Origin of the sequence: Liquorilactobacillus satsumensis DSM 16230 = JCM 12392, from assembly GCF_001435195.1 — a bacterium.
Taxonomy (GTDB): Bacteria; Bacillota; Bacilli; order Lactobacillales; family Lactobacillaceae; genus Liquorilactobacillus; species Liquorilactobacillus satsumensis.
Genome location: NZ_AZFQ01000052.1, coordinates 134,951 through 151,181 on the forward strand (window position 1 = coordinate 134,951; position 16,231 = coordinate 151,181).

A 16,231-nucleotide genomic window follows, 5' to 3' on the forward strand; every position below is an offset into this window, starting at 1 on the left:
TAAGTAAAGCATACCAGAATATTCAAAAAAATCAATCTTCTTGCTTACTTGAAGTATACCACTGTTGCCCCATTACCACCTGCACTCGGTGGAGCAAAGTTAAAACTTTTAACGCTGGAACTTTGTGCTAAATAATCAGTAATGCCCTTTCTAAGAGCGCCGGTCCCCTTACCATGAATAATTGTCACGCTAGGATAGCCAGCAAGAATTGCAGCATCCAAATAACGATCGACCTCTACTAACGCTTCTTCATACCGCTTGCCACGCAGATCAAGCGACGTTGAAACATGTGCTTGAGAACCAGATGACAGTGTAGTTCTAATCTTCTTATTCTTTTCAGGCGCGACCTTAATCTTTTCAAGATCAGTATCATTGACACGCATTTTTAGGATTCCAATCTGGACATCCCATTCATGCTCGGTTGCTTTGCGAATTAAGACACCACGCTGTCCATAGGATTTAACTAAAACATCGTCATTGGGACGAAGCTGTTGTTGTGCTTTGGCATGGCGTAAAACCCGATTTTGCTTTAAATTGGTAGGTTGCCGCAATTGATTCATTCGGGTTTTAGCGTCGATTAATTGATTTTCCTTAACTGATGAGCTAGCATGCAAGCGTAATTGGCGCAACTCTGCGATCAATTCGTCAGATTTGCGAGTTGCTTGCGCTACAATTTCATTTGCCTGTTGCCGTGCTTGCTCCAGTTGCGTATTTTTTTGCTGTAAGAAAGTCTCGTACTTTGCTTCAAGTTCTTGATGCAATTGTTGTGCTTTTGTCAATTCATGGTGCAAGCCCACGGTCTCTTCTTCCGCTTGGTGGCGCTTTTCAACTAAATCTTGAATCATATCATTCAGATCTTGATTTTGTCCTGCAGTTAATTGCCGCGCCTGTGCAATAATTTGAGGCTGTAGCCCCAAGCGCTGCGAAATCTCAAGTGCATTACTCCGCCCAGGAATTCCAATTAGCAACCGATAAGTCGGCCGTAAAGTTTCACTGTCAAATTCCATGCTTGCATTGATTGTCTGCGGACGCTCATAACCGTATGCCTTAAGTTCTGGATAATGCGTTGTTGCAACCACATAACTGCTTTGAGCTCCAACGTAATCTAAAATTGCGATTGCAAGTGCAGCTCCTTCTTGCGGATCTGTTCCGGCCCCCAATTCGTCAAAGAGAACTAATGAATGTTCATCAATCCTGTCTAAAATCGAGACAATGTTTGTCATATGCGCGGAAAAAGTACTCAGACTCTGTTCAATCGACTGTTCATCACCAATATCAGCAAAGATTTCAGTAAAGATTCCAATCCGACTTTCTTCAAACGCTGGAATGAATAATCCCGACTGTCCCATCAACTGTACCAACCCAAGAGTCTTCAAGGTGATTGTCTTCCCACCTGTATTAGGCCCCGTCACCACAATTGCCTTGTAATCTCGTCCAAGCATAATATCATTTTTAACAGCCTGCTTTTGTAGCAGCAACGGATGCCATACATGTCTGAGATAAACATCATTTTCCGCAGATAACAGCGGCTCCGTAGCATTGAGTGTGCTCGCATACTTAGCTTTGGCGTTAACAAAATCAAAAACTCCCAGAATTCCTGCATTATCTTCAAGCTCTGGTGTATATGGTGCAACCAACTCAGACAATTCCTGCAAAATTCGGGCAATCTCATCTTTTTCACTCAATTGCTGCTGCTTTAATCGATTATTGAGTTCTACAATTTCCCGAGGTTCAATGAACAGTGTCTGCCCGGAAGCACTTTGATCGTGTACAACTCCTCCAAAACGAGTGCGGTACTCCTGCTTGACTGGAATCACATACCGATCATTTCTAATCGTGATAACTGCATCACTCAAATACTTAGCCGAATTGCCATGAATCAGTGTATTTAATTTAGCACGTAACTGATTTTCTGTCGTTGAGATCGCCCGTCGCAGACTCGCTAATAAAGTCGAAGCTTCGTCAGTTACATAACCATCTGCTTCAATCGCACTTAAAAGGCGCTTGTTGACTTCTGGCAAAACCTGCAAACGCGCAGCTACTTCATACAAAGATGCCAGCTTGAGCTCTTCATCATCTAATTTCATAAAGAAAAGACGGACTTCATTTGTAGCACGCAACACTCTGCCGATTGCCGCGAGCTCTTTACCATTGAGCGTTGCCCCAATGTCCAAGCGTTTTAAATACTGTTTAATTTCTAACAGCTTTGGAATTGGAATCTCTCCTTTAAGCCGCAAGATATCTGCACCATCTTTAGTCTGTGCAAGTAAGTCGGCAACATCCGCTCTTTGTGTTTGCGGTTCCATTTTGGTAACTTGCCGCTCCCCCATCGGAGTGGTTACGAATTGGCGCAAATTATTTTTTATCTTATCATACTCTAGAGTCAGCATTGATTTACTGTTCACTGCTCTACCTCCTAAAGGCTGTGTTCTTGTTCCAGTTTATCAAGGATTTGTTGTGATACAACCGGGGTTTTATTTAAAATTACTTGTGCCAATTGTGAATCTTGCACATTTGTTCTGATTGCAGCACTTGGCCATGCTTGTAAAACCAAGAGTCCTGCAAAGATCAGTAAATATACTAAGAACAAGCCCAAAACTCCCCCAGCCAAAGAATTTAATTGCTTAATAACCGGTATTCTGGTTACTAGATTTAAACTCCGAATCAGTCTTCTGATCAGCAAGCCCCCGATAATAATAATCAGCCAGTAAGCAAGCCCATAGTAAAAAGTACTACTCCCCGAGAGAGTTACTCCCTTAGTTGCTTGCCATGATGCTCCATTTCCTTCAAAAAGCGCAACTAAGCGTTGAAGCCACTCCCCTACAAGGGCAGAATAATTTGCTGCAAGAATAAAGAGTACCACTAACCCGATCAAATCCAGTAAAGTTAGTACCAGACCCCTTCTTGCACCATTGAAATAAGCTGCGACTAACAATACAACAATAATTATTGAAATAAGCATCTCATTCACCTACTTTTCTTGTCATCAGCGGCTGTTTCGCTTTTCAAACGATCCAGTTCTTCTTGTTTATATATTTGGTCAGAAACTGCATTAATTGCCAATAAAACCGCCGCCCGTTCTTTGCTTAAACCTGGCATCAGTTGTTTGATTTCCTTAAACTGCTGTTCCACTAATTTAACAACGGTTTCCATATGCTGTGTTGAACTATCTCCGATAATAATGTAGTCTTCACCGGCAATATGAGCTTTAAAACGCCGTTTGCCTTCTGACATGCTGGAACCTCCCTAATTCAAAGTTACATAATATAATTCTAGCATAAAAACAAATCTCTTATTACTTCTGAATGAAATCTTACAAAAAAAGAAGTTTACGCTAAGTGCACTGACTGCCACTCAACCCTCAACCTAAAGCGAGGGGACTATGTCAAAACAAATGTTTTGTCACAGCCCCCTCGTTAGAAAACATTCATGTGCCTCTAAACAAGCTACCTATTGCAGATTTTCATCATTTAAAAACGTGTCTAGTACACTTTCGACCATGTCCCACTCTTCATCGCTTTCAATATCATGCAGTTCAGCATCATTGGCCTCACCATTTTCATCTGGGTCAAACGAAAAGGCAAGCACGTCGACTTGTTCCTCTGGCTGTGATCCCGCAGGAATTAAGAGAATATATGATTTACCGTAATCCTCGGATTCAAAGGTAAAAAGGATTTCATATAATGTTTCGTTGCCCTTGTCATCGACAAGTGTAATTAAATTATCTTCTTCACTCATTAAAACTACCTCATTTCTGCGCTAAAATCACTGTCATTTACAATAATGGTCCTTTTCGATCAAGATAATTCTGCAAGATTAACCCAGCTGCAACCTTATCAATAACTTTTTTGCGCTTCTTGCGCGATGTATCTGCCTGTTCTACAAGCATTCGTTCAGCTTCAACAGTTGTTAATCTCTCGTCTTGATAATCAACTGGCAGACCAAATTTTTCTGCCAAAAGCTGACCATAATTTTTAGAAGCCTCTACCCGCGGACCTGAAGTATTATTCATATTCTTAGGAAGCCCAACAACAAAGCCGGTGACTTCATACTGCGACACAAGTTCTGCAACGCGTTCAATTCCAAAAGAATGCTCTTCTTCATTTATCGGAATAATCTCAATTCCTTGTGCCGTCCACCCCAAAAGATCACTAACAGCGACTCCGACCGTTCGAGAACCAACATCCAACCCCATTAGTCGCGTCACTTTTTGTCCTCCTTATTAAGGTAAGAACGTACCAATTCCTCAACAATTTCGTCGCGTTCATGTTTGCGAATCAAGTTACGTGCATCATTTAACCGTGGAATATATGCTGGATCACCAGACATCAGGTAACCAACAATTTGGTTGATCGGGTTATAACCCTTTTCTTCTAAAGCCTGATAGACTGTTACCAAAGTCTCATGGACATCTTTTTGATTTCCATCTTCAAAATCAAAGTACATTGTTTTATCTAACGAACTCATTGCAAGCACCTCCGCATGCATAACAACTCCTGTCCTCATTCTACTAGAGAAAAAAGATTGTCACAATCAAAACACGGTCTTGTAATCATTCCGTAACACAATTGTCAAATCCGCTCTTAAATTTGCTTAATTTCCGCTTATAAAACCAAGTCTTAAATAAGGTGCCACAAATTGCAGGCAGACTGCAGTCCTAGGTGAAAATTATGCGAGGAACCAGTTCAAAAGCTCAGTTTTGACCCAATCCCTCGCATAATTTATTTTAACATTTTCAACAAAATTTAATTGCGATCCACTTTAATGATCACTCCAATTAATCCAATTGCTGCATCCAAGTAACAGCAGCCGCAAGTGCAGCGGTAATTCCTTCAGGATTTTTACCACCAGCTTGAGCCAAATCTGGGCGGCCGCCACCACCACCGCCAACTTTAGGCGCAATTGCTTTAATCAACGCGCCAGCTTTAAGTCCAGCTTTCAGAGCCTGCGGTGAAACACCCACAATTAAATTAACTTTATCTTTTGAAACAGCTGTCGCAAGTACCAAAACATCTGATGCTGCTTTCGCCTTCCATTGATCGGCTAATTGACGTAACTGATCCATTCCCGCAACCTTGACCTGAGCTTTAATGAGCGTCCATTTGCCGATTTTTTCATTTTGCGCAAAAATAGCGGCCGCTTGTTGACTAGCAACCTTAGCTTCTAACGTCGAAACCTTTTGCTCAAGCTGCTTGATCTCTTGCTGCAACAATCCCACTCGATGCGGAACTTCTTTTAGTTGTGCAACCTTGAGCCCAGCTGCTGTTTCTTGCAAAAGCTGTGAATGTCCTTCCAAATACTCATAAGCCTCTTTGGAAGTGACTGCTTCAATGCGGCGAACACCAGCACCGACACCGGATTCGGAAACAATTTTAAAGAGCCCTAGATCACCTGTCTGATCAACATGGTTGCCTCCACAAAACTCGGTTGAATAATTACCGATTTTGACAACGCGCACACGCTCACCATATTTTTCTGTGAAAAGTGCAATTGCACCTAATTTTTTAGCTTCTTCAAGGGTTGTCTCAATCGTTTCAACTTTGAGGTTCTGCCAAATCTGTGCATTAACGATTTGTTCAACTTTTGCCAAGTCTGCAGCTGTCACCGAGCCTAAGTTTGTAAAATCAAACCGCAGATAAGTCGGTTCAACTAAAGAACCTGCCTGATGGGTATGACTTCCTAGAACATCACGTAAAGCTTGATCCAGTAGATGAGTTGCAGTATGGTTTTTACGGACCTTGTCATGAAATTCCCGTTCAACTGCCAGTGTATAAGTTTGATCAACCTTCAAGGGTTGCAAAACTTCAACGGTATGCATATTCTGTCCCTTAGGAGCATGCTGCACATCTATCACGCGGGCAACAACTTCTCCTTGGGCACTTTTAATCACACCACGATCGGCTACTTGGCCCCCCATCTCAGCATAGAACGGAGTTTTATCAAAGATCAGCAAAGCTGTTCCAGCTTGAACCTCATTTACTAAGTGTTCATCACAAATAATTTCTTTCAGCACACTCTGAGTTGTCAAAGTTTGATAACCAACGTATTCACTCGGAGTTGTGATGTCTGTCAGCAAACCGCTTTGCACGCCCATTGATTTAGCATTGCCACGTGCTTTTCGTGCCCGTTCTTTTTGCTTTTGCATCTCTGCATCAAATTCGTTTTCAGCGACTGTTAAGCCTTGCTCCAGTGCATATTCCTTGGTTAACTCAACGGGGAATCCATAGGTATCATAGAGCTTAAACGCAACTTTCCCTGAAATTTCTTGCAGTTGTTCCTGCTTAGCATCAGCAATCATCTCATTTAACAATTGCAAACCGTCTTTGAGCGTCTCATTAAAGCGGTCTTCTTCCATCTTAACAACTTTTGCAATATAATCGGCTTGCTGTAAGACTTCAGGGTAATACGATTCCATAATTTTCCCCACAAGTGGGACTAAACGATACAGAAAAGCTTGCTCTATCCCTAGCTTTTGTCCATGCATTACTGCTCTGCGAATTAAACGCCGAATAACGTAGCCACGTCCTTCATTGGAAGGCAACGCACCATCACCAATCGCAAAGGTGACCGCCCGAATATGATCAGCAGTTACTTTAAAGGAAACATCCGTTGCCGCACTGTCGCCGTACTTAGCTTGACCACTGATTTTAGCAGTTTCATTAATTAATGGCAAGAAAAGATCTGTTTCAAAATTAGTGCGTGCATTTTGAAAAACAGAAACGACACGCTCCAAGCCCATCCCCGTATCAATGTTTTTATGTGGTAAAGGTGCATAAGTGCCATCTGGCTTATGGTTAAATTCCGAAAACACAATGTTCCAAATTTCAAGGTAACGTTCATTTTCACCGCCTGGATAACTTTCAGGATCATCCTCTGGCAGATTATTAAACTCTTGTCCACGATCATAAAAGATCTCAGAATCTGGTCCGCTTGGGCCTTCACCAATATCCCAGAAGTTATCGTCAACTTCATAAATATGATCCTGAGGTACCTGCGCCACTTCATGCCAAATGCGTTTTGCTTCTGTATCTTTGGGATAAACTGTTACATAAAGACGCGTTGGGTCCATCGCAAACCATTGAGGACTGGTCAGCAATTCCCATGCCCATGTGATTGCTTCTTCTTTGAAATAATCTCCGACTGAAAAGTTACCCAACATCTCAAAAAGTGTGTGATGGCGCGCAGTATGTCCGACATTCTCAATATCATTGGTTCTAATACTCTTTTGAGAACTTGTAATTCTAGGATTTTTTGGAACGACAGACCCATCAAAGAATTTCTTCATTGTCGCGACCCCAGAATTAATCCAAAGCAAAGTTGGATCATCATGTGGAACTAATGAGGCACTGGGCATGACCGTGTGTCCCTTACTCTTAAAAAAGTCTAAGTACATTTTTCTAATCTGAGCACTGCTTAGTTTTTCCATCGTAATTCCCTTCTTCTCCTCAGGCAACAAAAACACCGTTGCTAGTAAGGACGCTGAACGCGCGGTACCACCTTACTTGCAACGATGTTGTCGTTTACCTCTTTAATCTCAATAACGCTGAGTCACGTTTTTATAAAACAACAGGGAGCATCTCAAACTCCAAAATAAGTTCTTTCACCAACCGAACTTTCTCTTTTTATTCTGTGAGTCAAGATATATCCTATCTTTTAAATTCCTCTAAGATTATAGTCAAACTTTCAGTAAATGTCAATCGCACTACTTAGATCCACGCCGTTGTGCACGCTTTTCCTGTCTCTTTGCAATCTTACGCTCTTGTTGTTCCTTTGTTTTAATTGCACGTTTGATCTTATTGCGATAGCCCGGTTTCCTTTTTTTACGTTCTTTCTTGACTAAGCCAACTAGTCCCACATCCAGACGATCTTTCTTCAATCTTCTTTTCTGTCGTCGGTCACGATCATACGAATCAACCAATTCATCATTTTTTAGAGCCTTAGGTTTAAATTTCACACCCAACTGTTCAAGTTCTGTAATCTGGCGATCATCGTTTGGCTCATACAAAGTTATCGCAATGCCTTTCATCCCATTCCGGCCAGTTCGTCCGACACGGTGAATAAAGAATTCGGGATCTTCTGGCAGCTGATCATTAATGACATGTGAGATCCCTTCAATATCAATTCCCCGCGCAGCTAAATCAGTTGCCACCACAAATTGATACTCAAGATTCTGAACTTCGCGCATAATTCGTTTACGTTGACGTGGCAATATTCCACCATGGATCTTAGCAACCTTCAGCCCCTGAGAACGCAGATAATCAGTTAATTCATCAGCACGTGTTTTTGTATTTGTAAAAATCATTGCCAAATATGGCTGTCCCAACGTTAAAAGCTTTAGAATTAAGCCGTTGCGATCTTTTCCTTTGGTCGATAGTAACCAATTGTCAATTGTCGGACTGATCACCGTTTGACTCTTAATTTCTTCGATCACTGGTGCTTGCATGTATTTTCTTAAAAAAGGTTTCAATTTTTCTGGAATTGTCGCTGAAAAGACGAGCATCTGCAAGTCCTGTGGCAAAGCCGATGCAATTGCATCAACCTCTTTTAAAAATCCAAGATCCAAAGTCATATCAGCTTCATCAACGACTAGCGCATGCGCTTTATGAATATCCAGTGCTTGTTCATTCATTAAATCCAGCACTCGCCCTGGTGTCCCAATTACAATTTGCGGTTGTCTGTGTTGGAGTTTTTCAATTTGGCGTTTTTTATCAGTTCCACCAATATAATGCGCCAAACTAAGAGGTTCAGGACTCTGCTCTGTGATTTGACGAGCTGCATCATAGATCTGATAAGCCAGCTCTCGACTAGGTGTTGTAATTACAACCTGAACTTCGTGCAGCTGTGGATTGACTTCATTCAAAAGCGGGAGCAAAAAAGTATGTGTTTTACCACTACCTGTTTGGGATTGCCCCACCACACTCCTGCCTTCCATAATAACCGGAATCAATTTTTCTTGCACTTCTGTAGGTTGCTTAAAATTAATTTTTTTCAAGGCTTCATTAATAAATGGTTTGAAGCCGAATTTTTGAAACGTTTCAGTCATTTTTTTCTCCTGTATAAGCAGTTGCAATTGCATCCAGCTTCTTAATATACGCGGGAATCCCTTTTTCATCCTGCATAAAGGCCCCACTAGCAAGCGGATGTCCGCCGCCGCCATACTCTTTGGCTAATTCATTGATGACCGGTCCCTTTGAACGAATTCGCAAGCGGAAGGTCCCATCCTTTTGCTGAACAAAAATTGTCCAACATTTTACACCAATTACCTTACCAATTAAAGGAACAATTGGGGCAGTACTTGCATCCTTCAACTCAAATTTATGCATGAGTTCATTGCTTAAAACAATATAAGCCGCGCCGTTTTCAGTCAACTGCAGATTTTCATACACGTACGCTGCCAAACGGGCAACTGGAAGTGCGATACTGTCTAAGCGTCGATTGATGTGAGCAACATCAAAATGATGTTCAGTCAGTTGTGCCGCAACTCTGAAAGTATGCGGAGTAGTCGCATCATACATAAAACGGCCTGTATCTCCAACAATTCCAGCATAAAGCATCCGAGCAGCCTCATCCGGCAAAGTGAGTTGTTCAACTCCATTTACTAAATCCACAATCATCTCAGAGCAACTGGAAGCATGGTCATTTACCCAACAAATTTCACCATAAGGATCCTCATTAGGATGATGATCAATCTTAATCAGATATTTTCCGTTCAAATAACGTTGATCGTCCACGCGAGGTTGATTTGCAGTATCAGTAACAATTACAAGTGCATCCTTATAAACTTCATCTGCAATTTTTTCAGGCTCTGCAATCCAAGCCAATCCATGCACATTTTCTCCCACTTGGTAAACCTTTTTTTGCGGGAAATTCGCACGTAGAATCGTTGCCAATCCACATTGTGAACCATATGCGTCCGGATCAGGTCGTTGGTGACGGTGAATAATGATTGTCTCAAATTCCTGAATCTTTGCAAATATATCTTCCTGTATCGACATTCTAAATCTCCTTAAAGTTCGAACGTTTGTCCAATTTTGACGTTTAGTCCCACATTCTCAGCAAGTCCTTGAATAAATTTTTGCGGGTCCTGCTTAATTTGGGGAAAAGTATTGTAGTGGATCGGTAAAACACGCCGCGCCTTTACAAATGAAGCAGCTAATTGGGCGTCTGCAATCCCCATCGTGAAGTAATCACCGATCGGTAAAAACGCCAGATCAACCCCTTGACCTTGATTTATAAGCTGCATGTCGGAAAACAATGCTGTATCGCCGGCATCATAAAGAACCTTACCTTCAATGTGCAGTTCAAAACCGGCTGCATTCCCTAAAGAAAGCGTTCCTGTGCTGGTTTGTGCCAATGTGGCTGTATGCCATGCCGGCACAAGTTTGAAGGCCAGGCCTGCTTCTTTGAAAGAGCCGCCAAAATTGATTCCAGCTGTAGGTACTCCTTGTTGCGCAAAGTACTTCGCAAGTTCAACGATTGCAATCACCTTTGCACCACTTTGTCTGGCAATCTCAAGCGTATCGCCAACATGATCATGATGTGCATGTGTCAACAAGATGTAATCAGGATGACAGTCGGTGATTTTTAAATCAGTCAGCGGGTTATCTTTAATAAAAGGATCAATTAGGATATTTTTCCCAGAATTTGTAATGATTTCAATAACGGAATGACCGTGCCAAGTTATTTTCATTTTTCCACCCCATTTTCATTTCAACTCTAAGTATACCGATAAAAGGTCTGAATTACAAAGCGCCTAGCTCCCCCATAACGGCAACTCAATATTTTCGTACTGAAGCGCAGTTAAATTGGTCATTGTAAGTCCTAAAAGACGAACATCAATCTCATCACCTTGCAATTCATCGAAAAGCTGTTGTCCATAAAAGGTAAGTGTCTTGCTGTCATTTTTAAAGAAAGAATCCGCCGTCATTCTTTTAGTGATGGTTTTAAAATCACTGGTGCGCAACTTCAATACCAATGACTTACCATGCAGTTGCCGCTTATTAAGCCCTTGTTCCAGTTTGATACTCAAAAAAGAGAGTACCTCCTCGACTTCTTGGCTGCTTTTCAACGGCTGCGCAAAGGTGCGCTCGTTTCCAAGCGACTTGCGTTCACGCTGCCACTCCACGGGACGCTCATCGATGCCACGAGCCCGCCTGTAAAAAACCGCACCCATTTTTCCAAAATGTGCAATTAGATCTCTTTCATTTTGACGTAAAAGGTCTGCTCCTGTATAAATCTTTAATGAGTGCATTTTAAGAGCCGTCTTTTTGCCTACCCCACGGAATTTTTCAATCGGCAACGGCGCTAAAAAGGCAGCCACATCTTCTTGCCGGACTAAAGTAACCCCTACTGGTTTATGAAAATCAGAGGCCATCTTTGCCAGGAATTTATTATAAGAAATCCCTGTTGAACAGGTTAAATGTGTCTTGTCAAAAATCTCTTGTTGCAACCTTTTTGCAAGTAACAGCGCTGAAAAACTCTCTTTTTTATTGTGCGTCACATCCAAGTAAGCTTCATCAAAAGCAATCGGTTCGATTTTATCAGTATATTCATGAAAAATCGCATGAATTTGAGCAGAAACCCGGCGATACTTTTCAAAGTTAGGCCGTACAAAGACCGCTGTTGGACAAAGTTGCAGTGCTTTTTGGGCACTCATTGCCGAGTGAACTCCAAAACTGCGCGCTTTATAGTTTGCAGTTGCCACGACTCCTTTGCCGCCATTATGGCGTGGATCTTTTGCAATCACGAGCGGTCGTGTACGCCAATTAGGATGATCACGCATCTCAATTGAGGCGTAAAACGCATCCATATCCACATGAATTATTTTGCGCGCTTTCTTCACACCGCTGCTCCTCTCACTTTTTCTGAACACTTGTTCGCTTTATAATATAACATAATTAAGCAGAACTCTCCAGTCAAAAAAGAGTGTGACAACTAGTGTTCAGACTTTGTGAGCTAGGTATTAGCTCACGTAACAGCCAGGCTTTGGCTGTAAGTTAGCAAGAGCGAGCTCAATCCCGCAAAAAAGCAGCGACTCCTCCAAGATGGTATAGAGTCCCTGCTAGTGTGTGTTTCTCATCAGAAAATATTTTTAAAAAGCATATTTCAACCACTTAGTTTAGTGTTCCTGACCAGTATAAAACCATTTATGTCCATCACGTGCTAATAACTTGTCGGCTGCTACCGGTCCCATTGAACCACATGGATACTCTTCCAGCGCATAATCATGCTGATCCCAAGCAGTTCGAATCGCGTCAACAAATTTCCAAGAGTATGCCACCTCTTCCCAATGAGTAAAGTTAGTTGCATCCCCTGCAAGTGCATCTGCAAAAAGCTTTTCATAAGCCTCAGGAAAAACCTGTTTTCCATTGGAAGTTGGGAAAAAGTCAAGATGGCTCTTTTTAAGTGTAAATCCTTGTCCCACCTGTTTAACATTAATCTGCAAAAAAATTTTTCCCTCAGGTTCAATATTAATTGTTAACACATTTTGTCCTAACGGTTGCGGTGCAAAAATGTTTGTCGGCATCGTTTTGAATGCAATGTCGATTCGTGATCTTTTTTGGCTAAGTCGTTTACCGGTTCTAACATATATTGGAACACCTGAAAAGTTTTCATTATCTACAAATAATTTTCCAGCAACAAAAGTCTCGGTTGCAGAGTCACTTGCGATTTTTTCCTCTTCCCGATATCCCCGCTGCCCATTAGCTGCAGTATATTGTGCGCGAATAAAATTTGCTTGCACTTGCGCAGGTGTATATTTCTTCAGTGATTTTAATGCATAAATCTTCTCGCGCCGAATGTCCTCTTCAGAATAAGAAGCTGGCATGTTCATCGTCAGCAAAGCGACAATCTGTAAAATATGATTTTGCACCATATCGCGCAAAGCTCCCGCCGTTTCGTAATAACCAGCACGTTCTTCAACGCCAAGTGCCTCACTAAGTGTAATCTGAATATTGTCAATGTAGCGATTATTCCAAAGTGCACGGAAAAGATTATTCCCAAAACGAACAGCCAGAATGTTTTGGACCATCTCTTTGCCCAAATAGTGGTCAATTCTGAAGACATCCTTTTCAGGAAAATAACGTCCGATCGCATCATTAAGTTCTGTTGCACTCGCAAAGTCTCGTCCAAACGGTTTTTCAACAATAACTCGATTATAGCCCTCTGTTGTCACAATCTTTTGCGATTTGAGGTGCTCTGCAATTGTGCCAAAGAAACGCGGAGACATTGCTAAATAGAACATGCGATTGCCACCAATTTCATATTTTCGATCCAACTTATCAGCTAAATTTCGCAAAGTAATGTAATGCTCAGTATCGTTCACATTATGTGATTGATAATAAAAATGACTTGCAAATTGCGTAGCATCTTCCGCAAGAGCATCTTCACTGTTGATCGCATCAGTTACAACCTTTTGAAAGTACTCATCAGTCCAAGGACGCCGTGCAGTCCCAATCACTGCAAAGTTTTCATTCAAAAAACCTTTGCGATATAAATTAAATAGTGAGGGATACAGTTTTCGTTTTGCAAGGTCCCCTGTTCCTCCAAAAATAATAAAGAGCGCTCTTTGTTCTGTTCCCATAATAGTTAGCACCACTTTCGTTTAGACTCATATTTCCAACAATAAGTGTACTTGCAAAGCTGACTTTAAACAAGTGTTCTGCCACTTTTTTTAAAGTTATACGTAAAGGGTTGTGCCCATCCTAACCGCTGGCACAACCCCTTTTGCATTCAATACTACAACAATTATCTTGATAATTTCTCTTCACTTACAGAAAATAATAATAATAACTAGTAGACTAACGTTGTTTAAATTAAATGTACACCCTTATCAACATAGATCGTATCGCCCACAACCCCGGTCGAAAGATCGCTGACTAAGAAGGCTGCTGCGCCACCGATTTCTTTAGTTGTCACAGACTTCCCATCAACTGTCCGTTCTTCAGAAATCCGTAATAAATCGCCATGGTCCTTCACACCAGTAACAGCCAATGTTTTAACTGCACCAGCAGAAATTGCATTAACACGCACTCCATATTTTGCCATATCACGCGCTAAATAACGTACATTAGCTTCCAAGGCAGCCTTAGCAACCCCCATGACGTTATAATTTGGAATCGCCCGTTCTGAACCGAAGTAAGTTAATGTGACGATACTTGCTGGGTTATTTAGCAACTTAACCGCATATTTAGAGACTGCGATCAGCGAATAAGCTGAAATATCTTGGGCAAGCGCATATCCGGCACGACTGGAATTCATAATATCGCCAGCAAGTTCGTCCTTATTGGCAAATGCGATTGCATGCACAATTCCATCAATTTTGCCAAATTTATCAAGGATGGTGTCGAAAGCTTGCGCAATGCTTTCGTCTTTAGCAACATCACATTCCACCAGTCTTTCTTCGTCAGAAACCAAACGCAAAAGGCTCTTCTTCAGTCGCTCGTTCTGATATGTAAATATCAATTCGGCACCGTTATCAAGCATCGCTTGGGCACATCCCCACGCAATACTTCTTTTATTTGCAGCCCCCATAATTAATATTTTTTTGCCACTTAATAATTTTTCCACCTTTTTGACCTCCATTAGAATTTAAAAACGTTGAAAACGCTGCTGCCTTTTCTCAACTAGTGCACTTGCAGATAACTTTTGGTACTTTTCAAGCTCTTGTTGCAAAACCTTCTTTACTGCTCTAAACAAGCGCTTATGCGAACGCGATTCAGGAATAATACCGTCAATCACCTTTTGCTGCAACAATTTTTCAGGTGTTAACTGCATTACTTCTGCAGCTTCGTCCGCACGTGAACTGTCCTTCCAAAGAATTGCTGCAAATCCCTCTGGAGAAAGGACTGAATACATGCTATTCTCAAACATCCAGACAGAATCACCACATGCGAGGGCTAAAGCACCCCCACTGCCACCTTCACCATAAATAACTGCAATGACCGGAACCTTAACACTGCTAATTTCTAGTAAATTACGTGCGATTGCTTCACCTTGACCATTTTCTTCTGCAGATTGGCCTGGATATGCACCCGCAGTGTTAATGAAAGTTACCACCGGACGTTTAAATTTTTCTGCTTGTTTGATTAAGCGCAATGACTTACGATATCCAGCAGGTTCAGGGCAACCAAAATGAGTCCGCAACCGTTCCTGTGCACTTTTACCCTTATTGGTAAGTATTACCGTGACAGGTTTGCCTTCGAAATGAGCGACGCCACCTATAATTGCGGCATCATCAGCAGATAAACGATCACCATGCAATTCTAAGAAGTCATCAAAAACACCTGCAAGCAGCTCTTGTGCGGAAACTTTTTCTTCTCCACGAGCATTCGCAACGATTTGTGCGGCTGTTTTTTTCTTTTCCAGAAAACTAGCCATTTACACCATTCCCTTCATTGTGAAGCTTTAACAACCATGCAAGTTTTTCTTTCATTTCTTTGCGTGGAATAATCGCATCAATAAACCCGTGATCTAAAACTGTTTCTGCATCTTGTAATTCATTTGGAACCTTCTGATGTGTTGTCTGTTCAATCACGCGTTTACCAGCAAAGCCAACCAAAGCACGTGGTTCCGCAAGAATCAGATCACCTTGCATTGCAAAACTGGCAGTTACTCCGCCAGTTGTTGGATCTGTCAGGACCGTAATATATAACAGCCCTGCTTGCGAATGTTCCTGCACAGCCTGCGAAATTTTGGCCATCTGCATCAGCGAAAAAATTCCTTCCTGCATCCGTGCCCCACCAGAAGCTGTAAAGATTACAACTGGAAGATTCTTGCGTGTCGCACGTTTAAACAGACGCGTAATCTTTTCACCCGTGACGGTTCCCATTGACCCCATTATAAAATCTGGGTCCATAATTCCAAGGGCAAAGGTTTGCTCTGCAATTTGTGCAGTCCCTGTTAGTACAGAATCATTTAATCCTGTGTTTTGACGTGCTTTATCCAGTTTTTGCGCATAATTTGGAAACTTAAGCGGATCACTGGTTTTCAACTCTGCATCTTCTTCATCAAACTTATCAACTAACCATGCCAAACGCTCACGCGCTGTGATCCGAAACCCATATTCACAATTTGGACAAACTTGGTAAAGTCCCAAATCTTTGTGGTAGAAGGATTGATGACATTTAGGACATGCTAACCAGATTCCTGAAGGAACCCTTTCATTAGCCTTTTTATCAGCTTTAATATGCTTATGACCTAATGTCTTCAGTTCATTAAATAATTGCATGCA

At 41.7% G+C, this 16,231-nt stretch carries 15 protein-coding genes; all 15 read right to left on the reverse strand.

Annotated elements, in window-relative coordinates; genetic code table 11:
* Positions 1–44: 44 nt before the first annotated feature.
* A complete protein-coding gene (locus FD50_RS09360) occupies positions 45–2,405 on the reverse strand; it encodes an endonuclease MutS2 (protein ID WP_056961260.1) in 2,361 nt (786 codons plus the stop codon).
* An 11-nt stretch (positions 2,406–2,416) separates the two neighbouring features.
* Positions 2,417–2,962 (reverse strand): CvpA family protein, encoded by a 546-nt coding sequence (locus tag FD50_RS09365; protein ID WP_056961262.1) that lies wholly within the window; start codon positions 2,960–2,962, stop codon positions 2,417–2,419.
* A gap of 5 nt (positions 2,963–2,967) precedes the next feature.
* Positions 2,968–3,234 carry a cell division protein ZapA gene (zapA, locus tag FD50_RS09370; RefSeq protein WP_054755949.1) on the reverse strand — a complete coding sequence of 89 codons (267 nt, stop codon included), beginning with the start codon at positions 3,232–3,234 and terminating at the stop codon, positions 2,968–2,970.
* Positions 3,235–3,450: 216 nt separating this feature from the next.
* A complete protein-coding gene (locus tag FD50_RS09375; RefSeq protein WP_054755947.1) occupies positions 3,451–3,738 on the reverse strand; it encodes a DUF1292 domain-containing protein in 288 nt (95 codons plus the stop codon).
* A 37-nt stretch (positions 3,739–3,775) separates the two neighbouring features.
* Positions 3,776–4,207, reverse strand: coding sequence for a Holliday junction resolvase RuvX (gene ruvX / locus FD50_RS09380; RefSeq protein WP_054755945.1), 432 nt, complete (start codon positions 4,205–4,207; stop codon positions 3,776–3,778).
* Entirely contained in the window at positions 4,204–4,467 is a 264-nt protein-coding gene (locus FD50_RS09385; RefSeq protein ID WP_056961364.1) for an IreB family regulatory phosphoprotein, read from the reverse strand. The genes ruvX and FD50_RS09385 overlap by 4 nt, the downstream gene beginning before the upstream one ends.
* A gap of 310 nt (positions 4,468–4,777) precedes the next feature.
* A complete protein-coding gene (alaS, locus tag FD50_RS09390) occupies positions 4,778–7,426 on the reverse strand; it encodes an alanine--tRNA ligase (RefSeq protein WP_056961263.1) in 2,649 nt (882 codons plus the stop codon).
* Between the two features lie 276 nt (positions 7,427–7,702).
* A complete protein-coding gene (locus FD50_RS09395; protein WP_056961265.1) occupies positions 7,703–9,043 on the reverse strand; it encodes a DEAD/DEAH box helicase in 1,341 nt (446 codons plus the stop codon).
* Positions 9,036–9,995: a DHH family phosphoesterase gene (locus tag FD50_RS09400; RefSeq protein ID WP_056961267.1), complete on the reverse strand. Its 960-nt coding sequence runs from the start codon at positions 9,993–9,995 to the stop codon at positions 9,036–9,038. Before FD50_RS09400 ends, FD50_RS09395 begins: the two co-directional genes overlap by 8 nt.
* Positions 9,996–10,006: 11 nt before the next feature.
* Entirely contained in the window at positions 10,007–10,690 is a 684-nt protein-coding gene (locus FD50_RS09405) for a metal-dependent hydrolase (protein WP_056961269.1), read from the reverse strand.
* 63 nt (positions 10,691–10,753) lie between these two features.
* Positions 10,754–11,809, reverse strand: coding sequence for a DNA polymerase IV (dinB, locus tag FD50_RS09410; RefSeq protein ID WP_228888527.1), 1,056 nt, complete (start codon positions 11,807–11,809; stop codon positions 10,754–10,756).
* Between the two features lie 309 nt (positions 11,810–12,118).
* On the reverse strand, positions 12,119–13,582 hold the full coding sequence (zwf, locus tag FD50_RS09415) for a glucose-6-phosphate dehydrogenase (RefSeq protein ID WP_056961273.1): 1,464 nt from the start codon (positions 13,580–13,582) through the stop codon (positions 12,119–12,121).
* 227 nt (positions 13,583–13,809) lie between these two features.
* Entirely contained in the window at positions 13,810–14,568 is a 759-nt protein-coding gene (gene fabI / locus FD50_RS09420) for an enoyl-ACP reductase FabI (protein WP_156653531.1), read from the reverse strand.
* A gap of 21 nt (positions 14,569–14,589) precedes the next feature.
* A complete protein-coding gene (gene accA, locus FD50_RS09425; RefSeq protein ID WP_056961277.1) occupies positions 14,590–15,378 on the reverse strand; it encodes a carboxyltransferase subunit alpha in 789 nt (262 codons plus the stop codon).
* Complete coding sequence (gene accD, locus FD50_RS09430; protein WP_056961280.1) at positions 15,371–16,228, reverse strand: acetyl-CoA carboxylase, carboxyltransferase subunit beta; 858 nt, start codon at positions 16,226–16,228, stop codon at positions 15,371–15,373. The genes accA and accD overlap by 8 nt, the downstream gene beginning before the upstream one ends.
* Positions 16,229–16,231: the final 3 nt, after the last annotated feature.

Coding starts and splice junctions, on each gene's coding strand:
- FD50_RS09375 (WP_054755947.1), bottom strand. CDS start 3,738: ATGAGTGAAGAAGATAATTTAATTACACTTGTCGATGACAAGGGCAAC.
- zwf (WP_056961273.1), bottom strand. CDS start 13,582: ATGGGAACAGAACAAAGAGCGCTCTTTATTATTTTTGGAGGAACAGGG.
- FD50_RS09385 (WP_056961364.1), bottom strand. CDS start 4,467: ATGAGTTCGTTAGATAAAACAATGTACTTTGATTTTGAAGATGGAAAT.
- FD50_RS09395 (WP_056961265.1), bottom strand. CDS start 9,043: ATGACTGAAACGTTTCAAAAATTCGGCTTCAAACCATTTATTAATGAA.
- accD (WP_056961280.1), bottom strand. CDS start 16,228: ATGCAATTATTTAATGAACTGAAGACATTAGGTCATAAGCATATTAAA.
- FD50_RS09400 (WP_056961267.1), bottom strand. CDS start 9,995: ATGTCGATACAGGAAGATATATTTGCAAAGATTCAGGAATTTGAGACA.
- zapA (WP_054755949.1), bottom strand. CDS start 3,234: ATGTCAGAAGGCAAACGGCGTTTTAAAGCTCATATTGCCGGTGAAGAC.
- FD50_RS09365 (WP_056961262.1), bottom strand. CDS start 2,962: ATGCTTATTTCAATAATTATTGTTGTATTGTTAGTCGCAGCTTATTTC.
- alaS (WP_056961263.1), bottom strand. CDS start 7,426: ATGGAAAAACTAAGCAGTGCTCAGATTAGAAAAATGTACTTAGACTTT.
- accA (WP_056961277.1), bottom strand. CDS start 15,378: ATGGCTAGTTTTCTGGAAAAGAAAAAAACAGCCGCACAAATCGTTGCG.
- FD50_RS09405 (WP_056961269.1), bottom strand. CDS start 10,690: ATGAAAATAACTTGGCACGGTCATTCCGTTATTGAAATCATTACAAAT.
- dinB (WP_228888527.1), bottom strand. CDS start 11,809: ATGGATGCGTTTTACGCCTCAATTGAGATGCGTGATCATCCTAATTGG.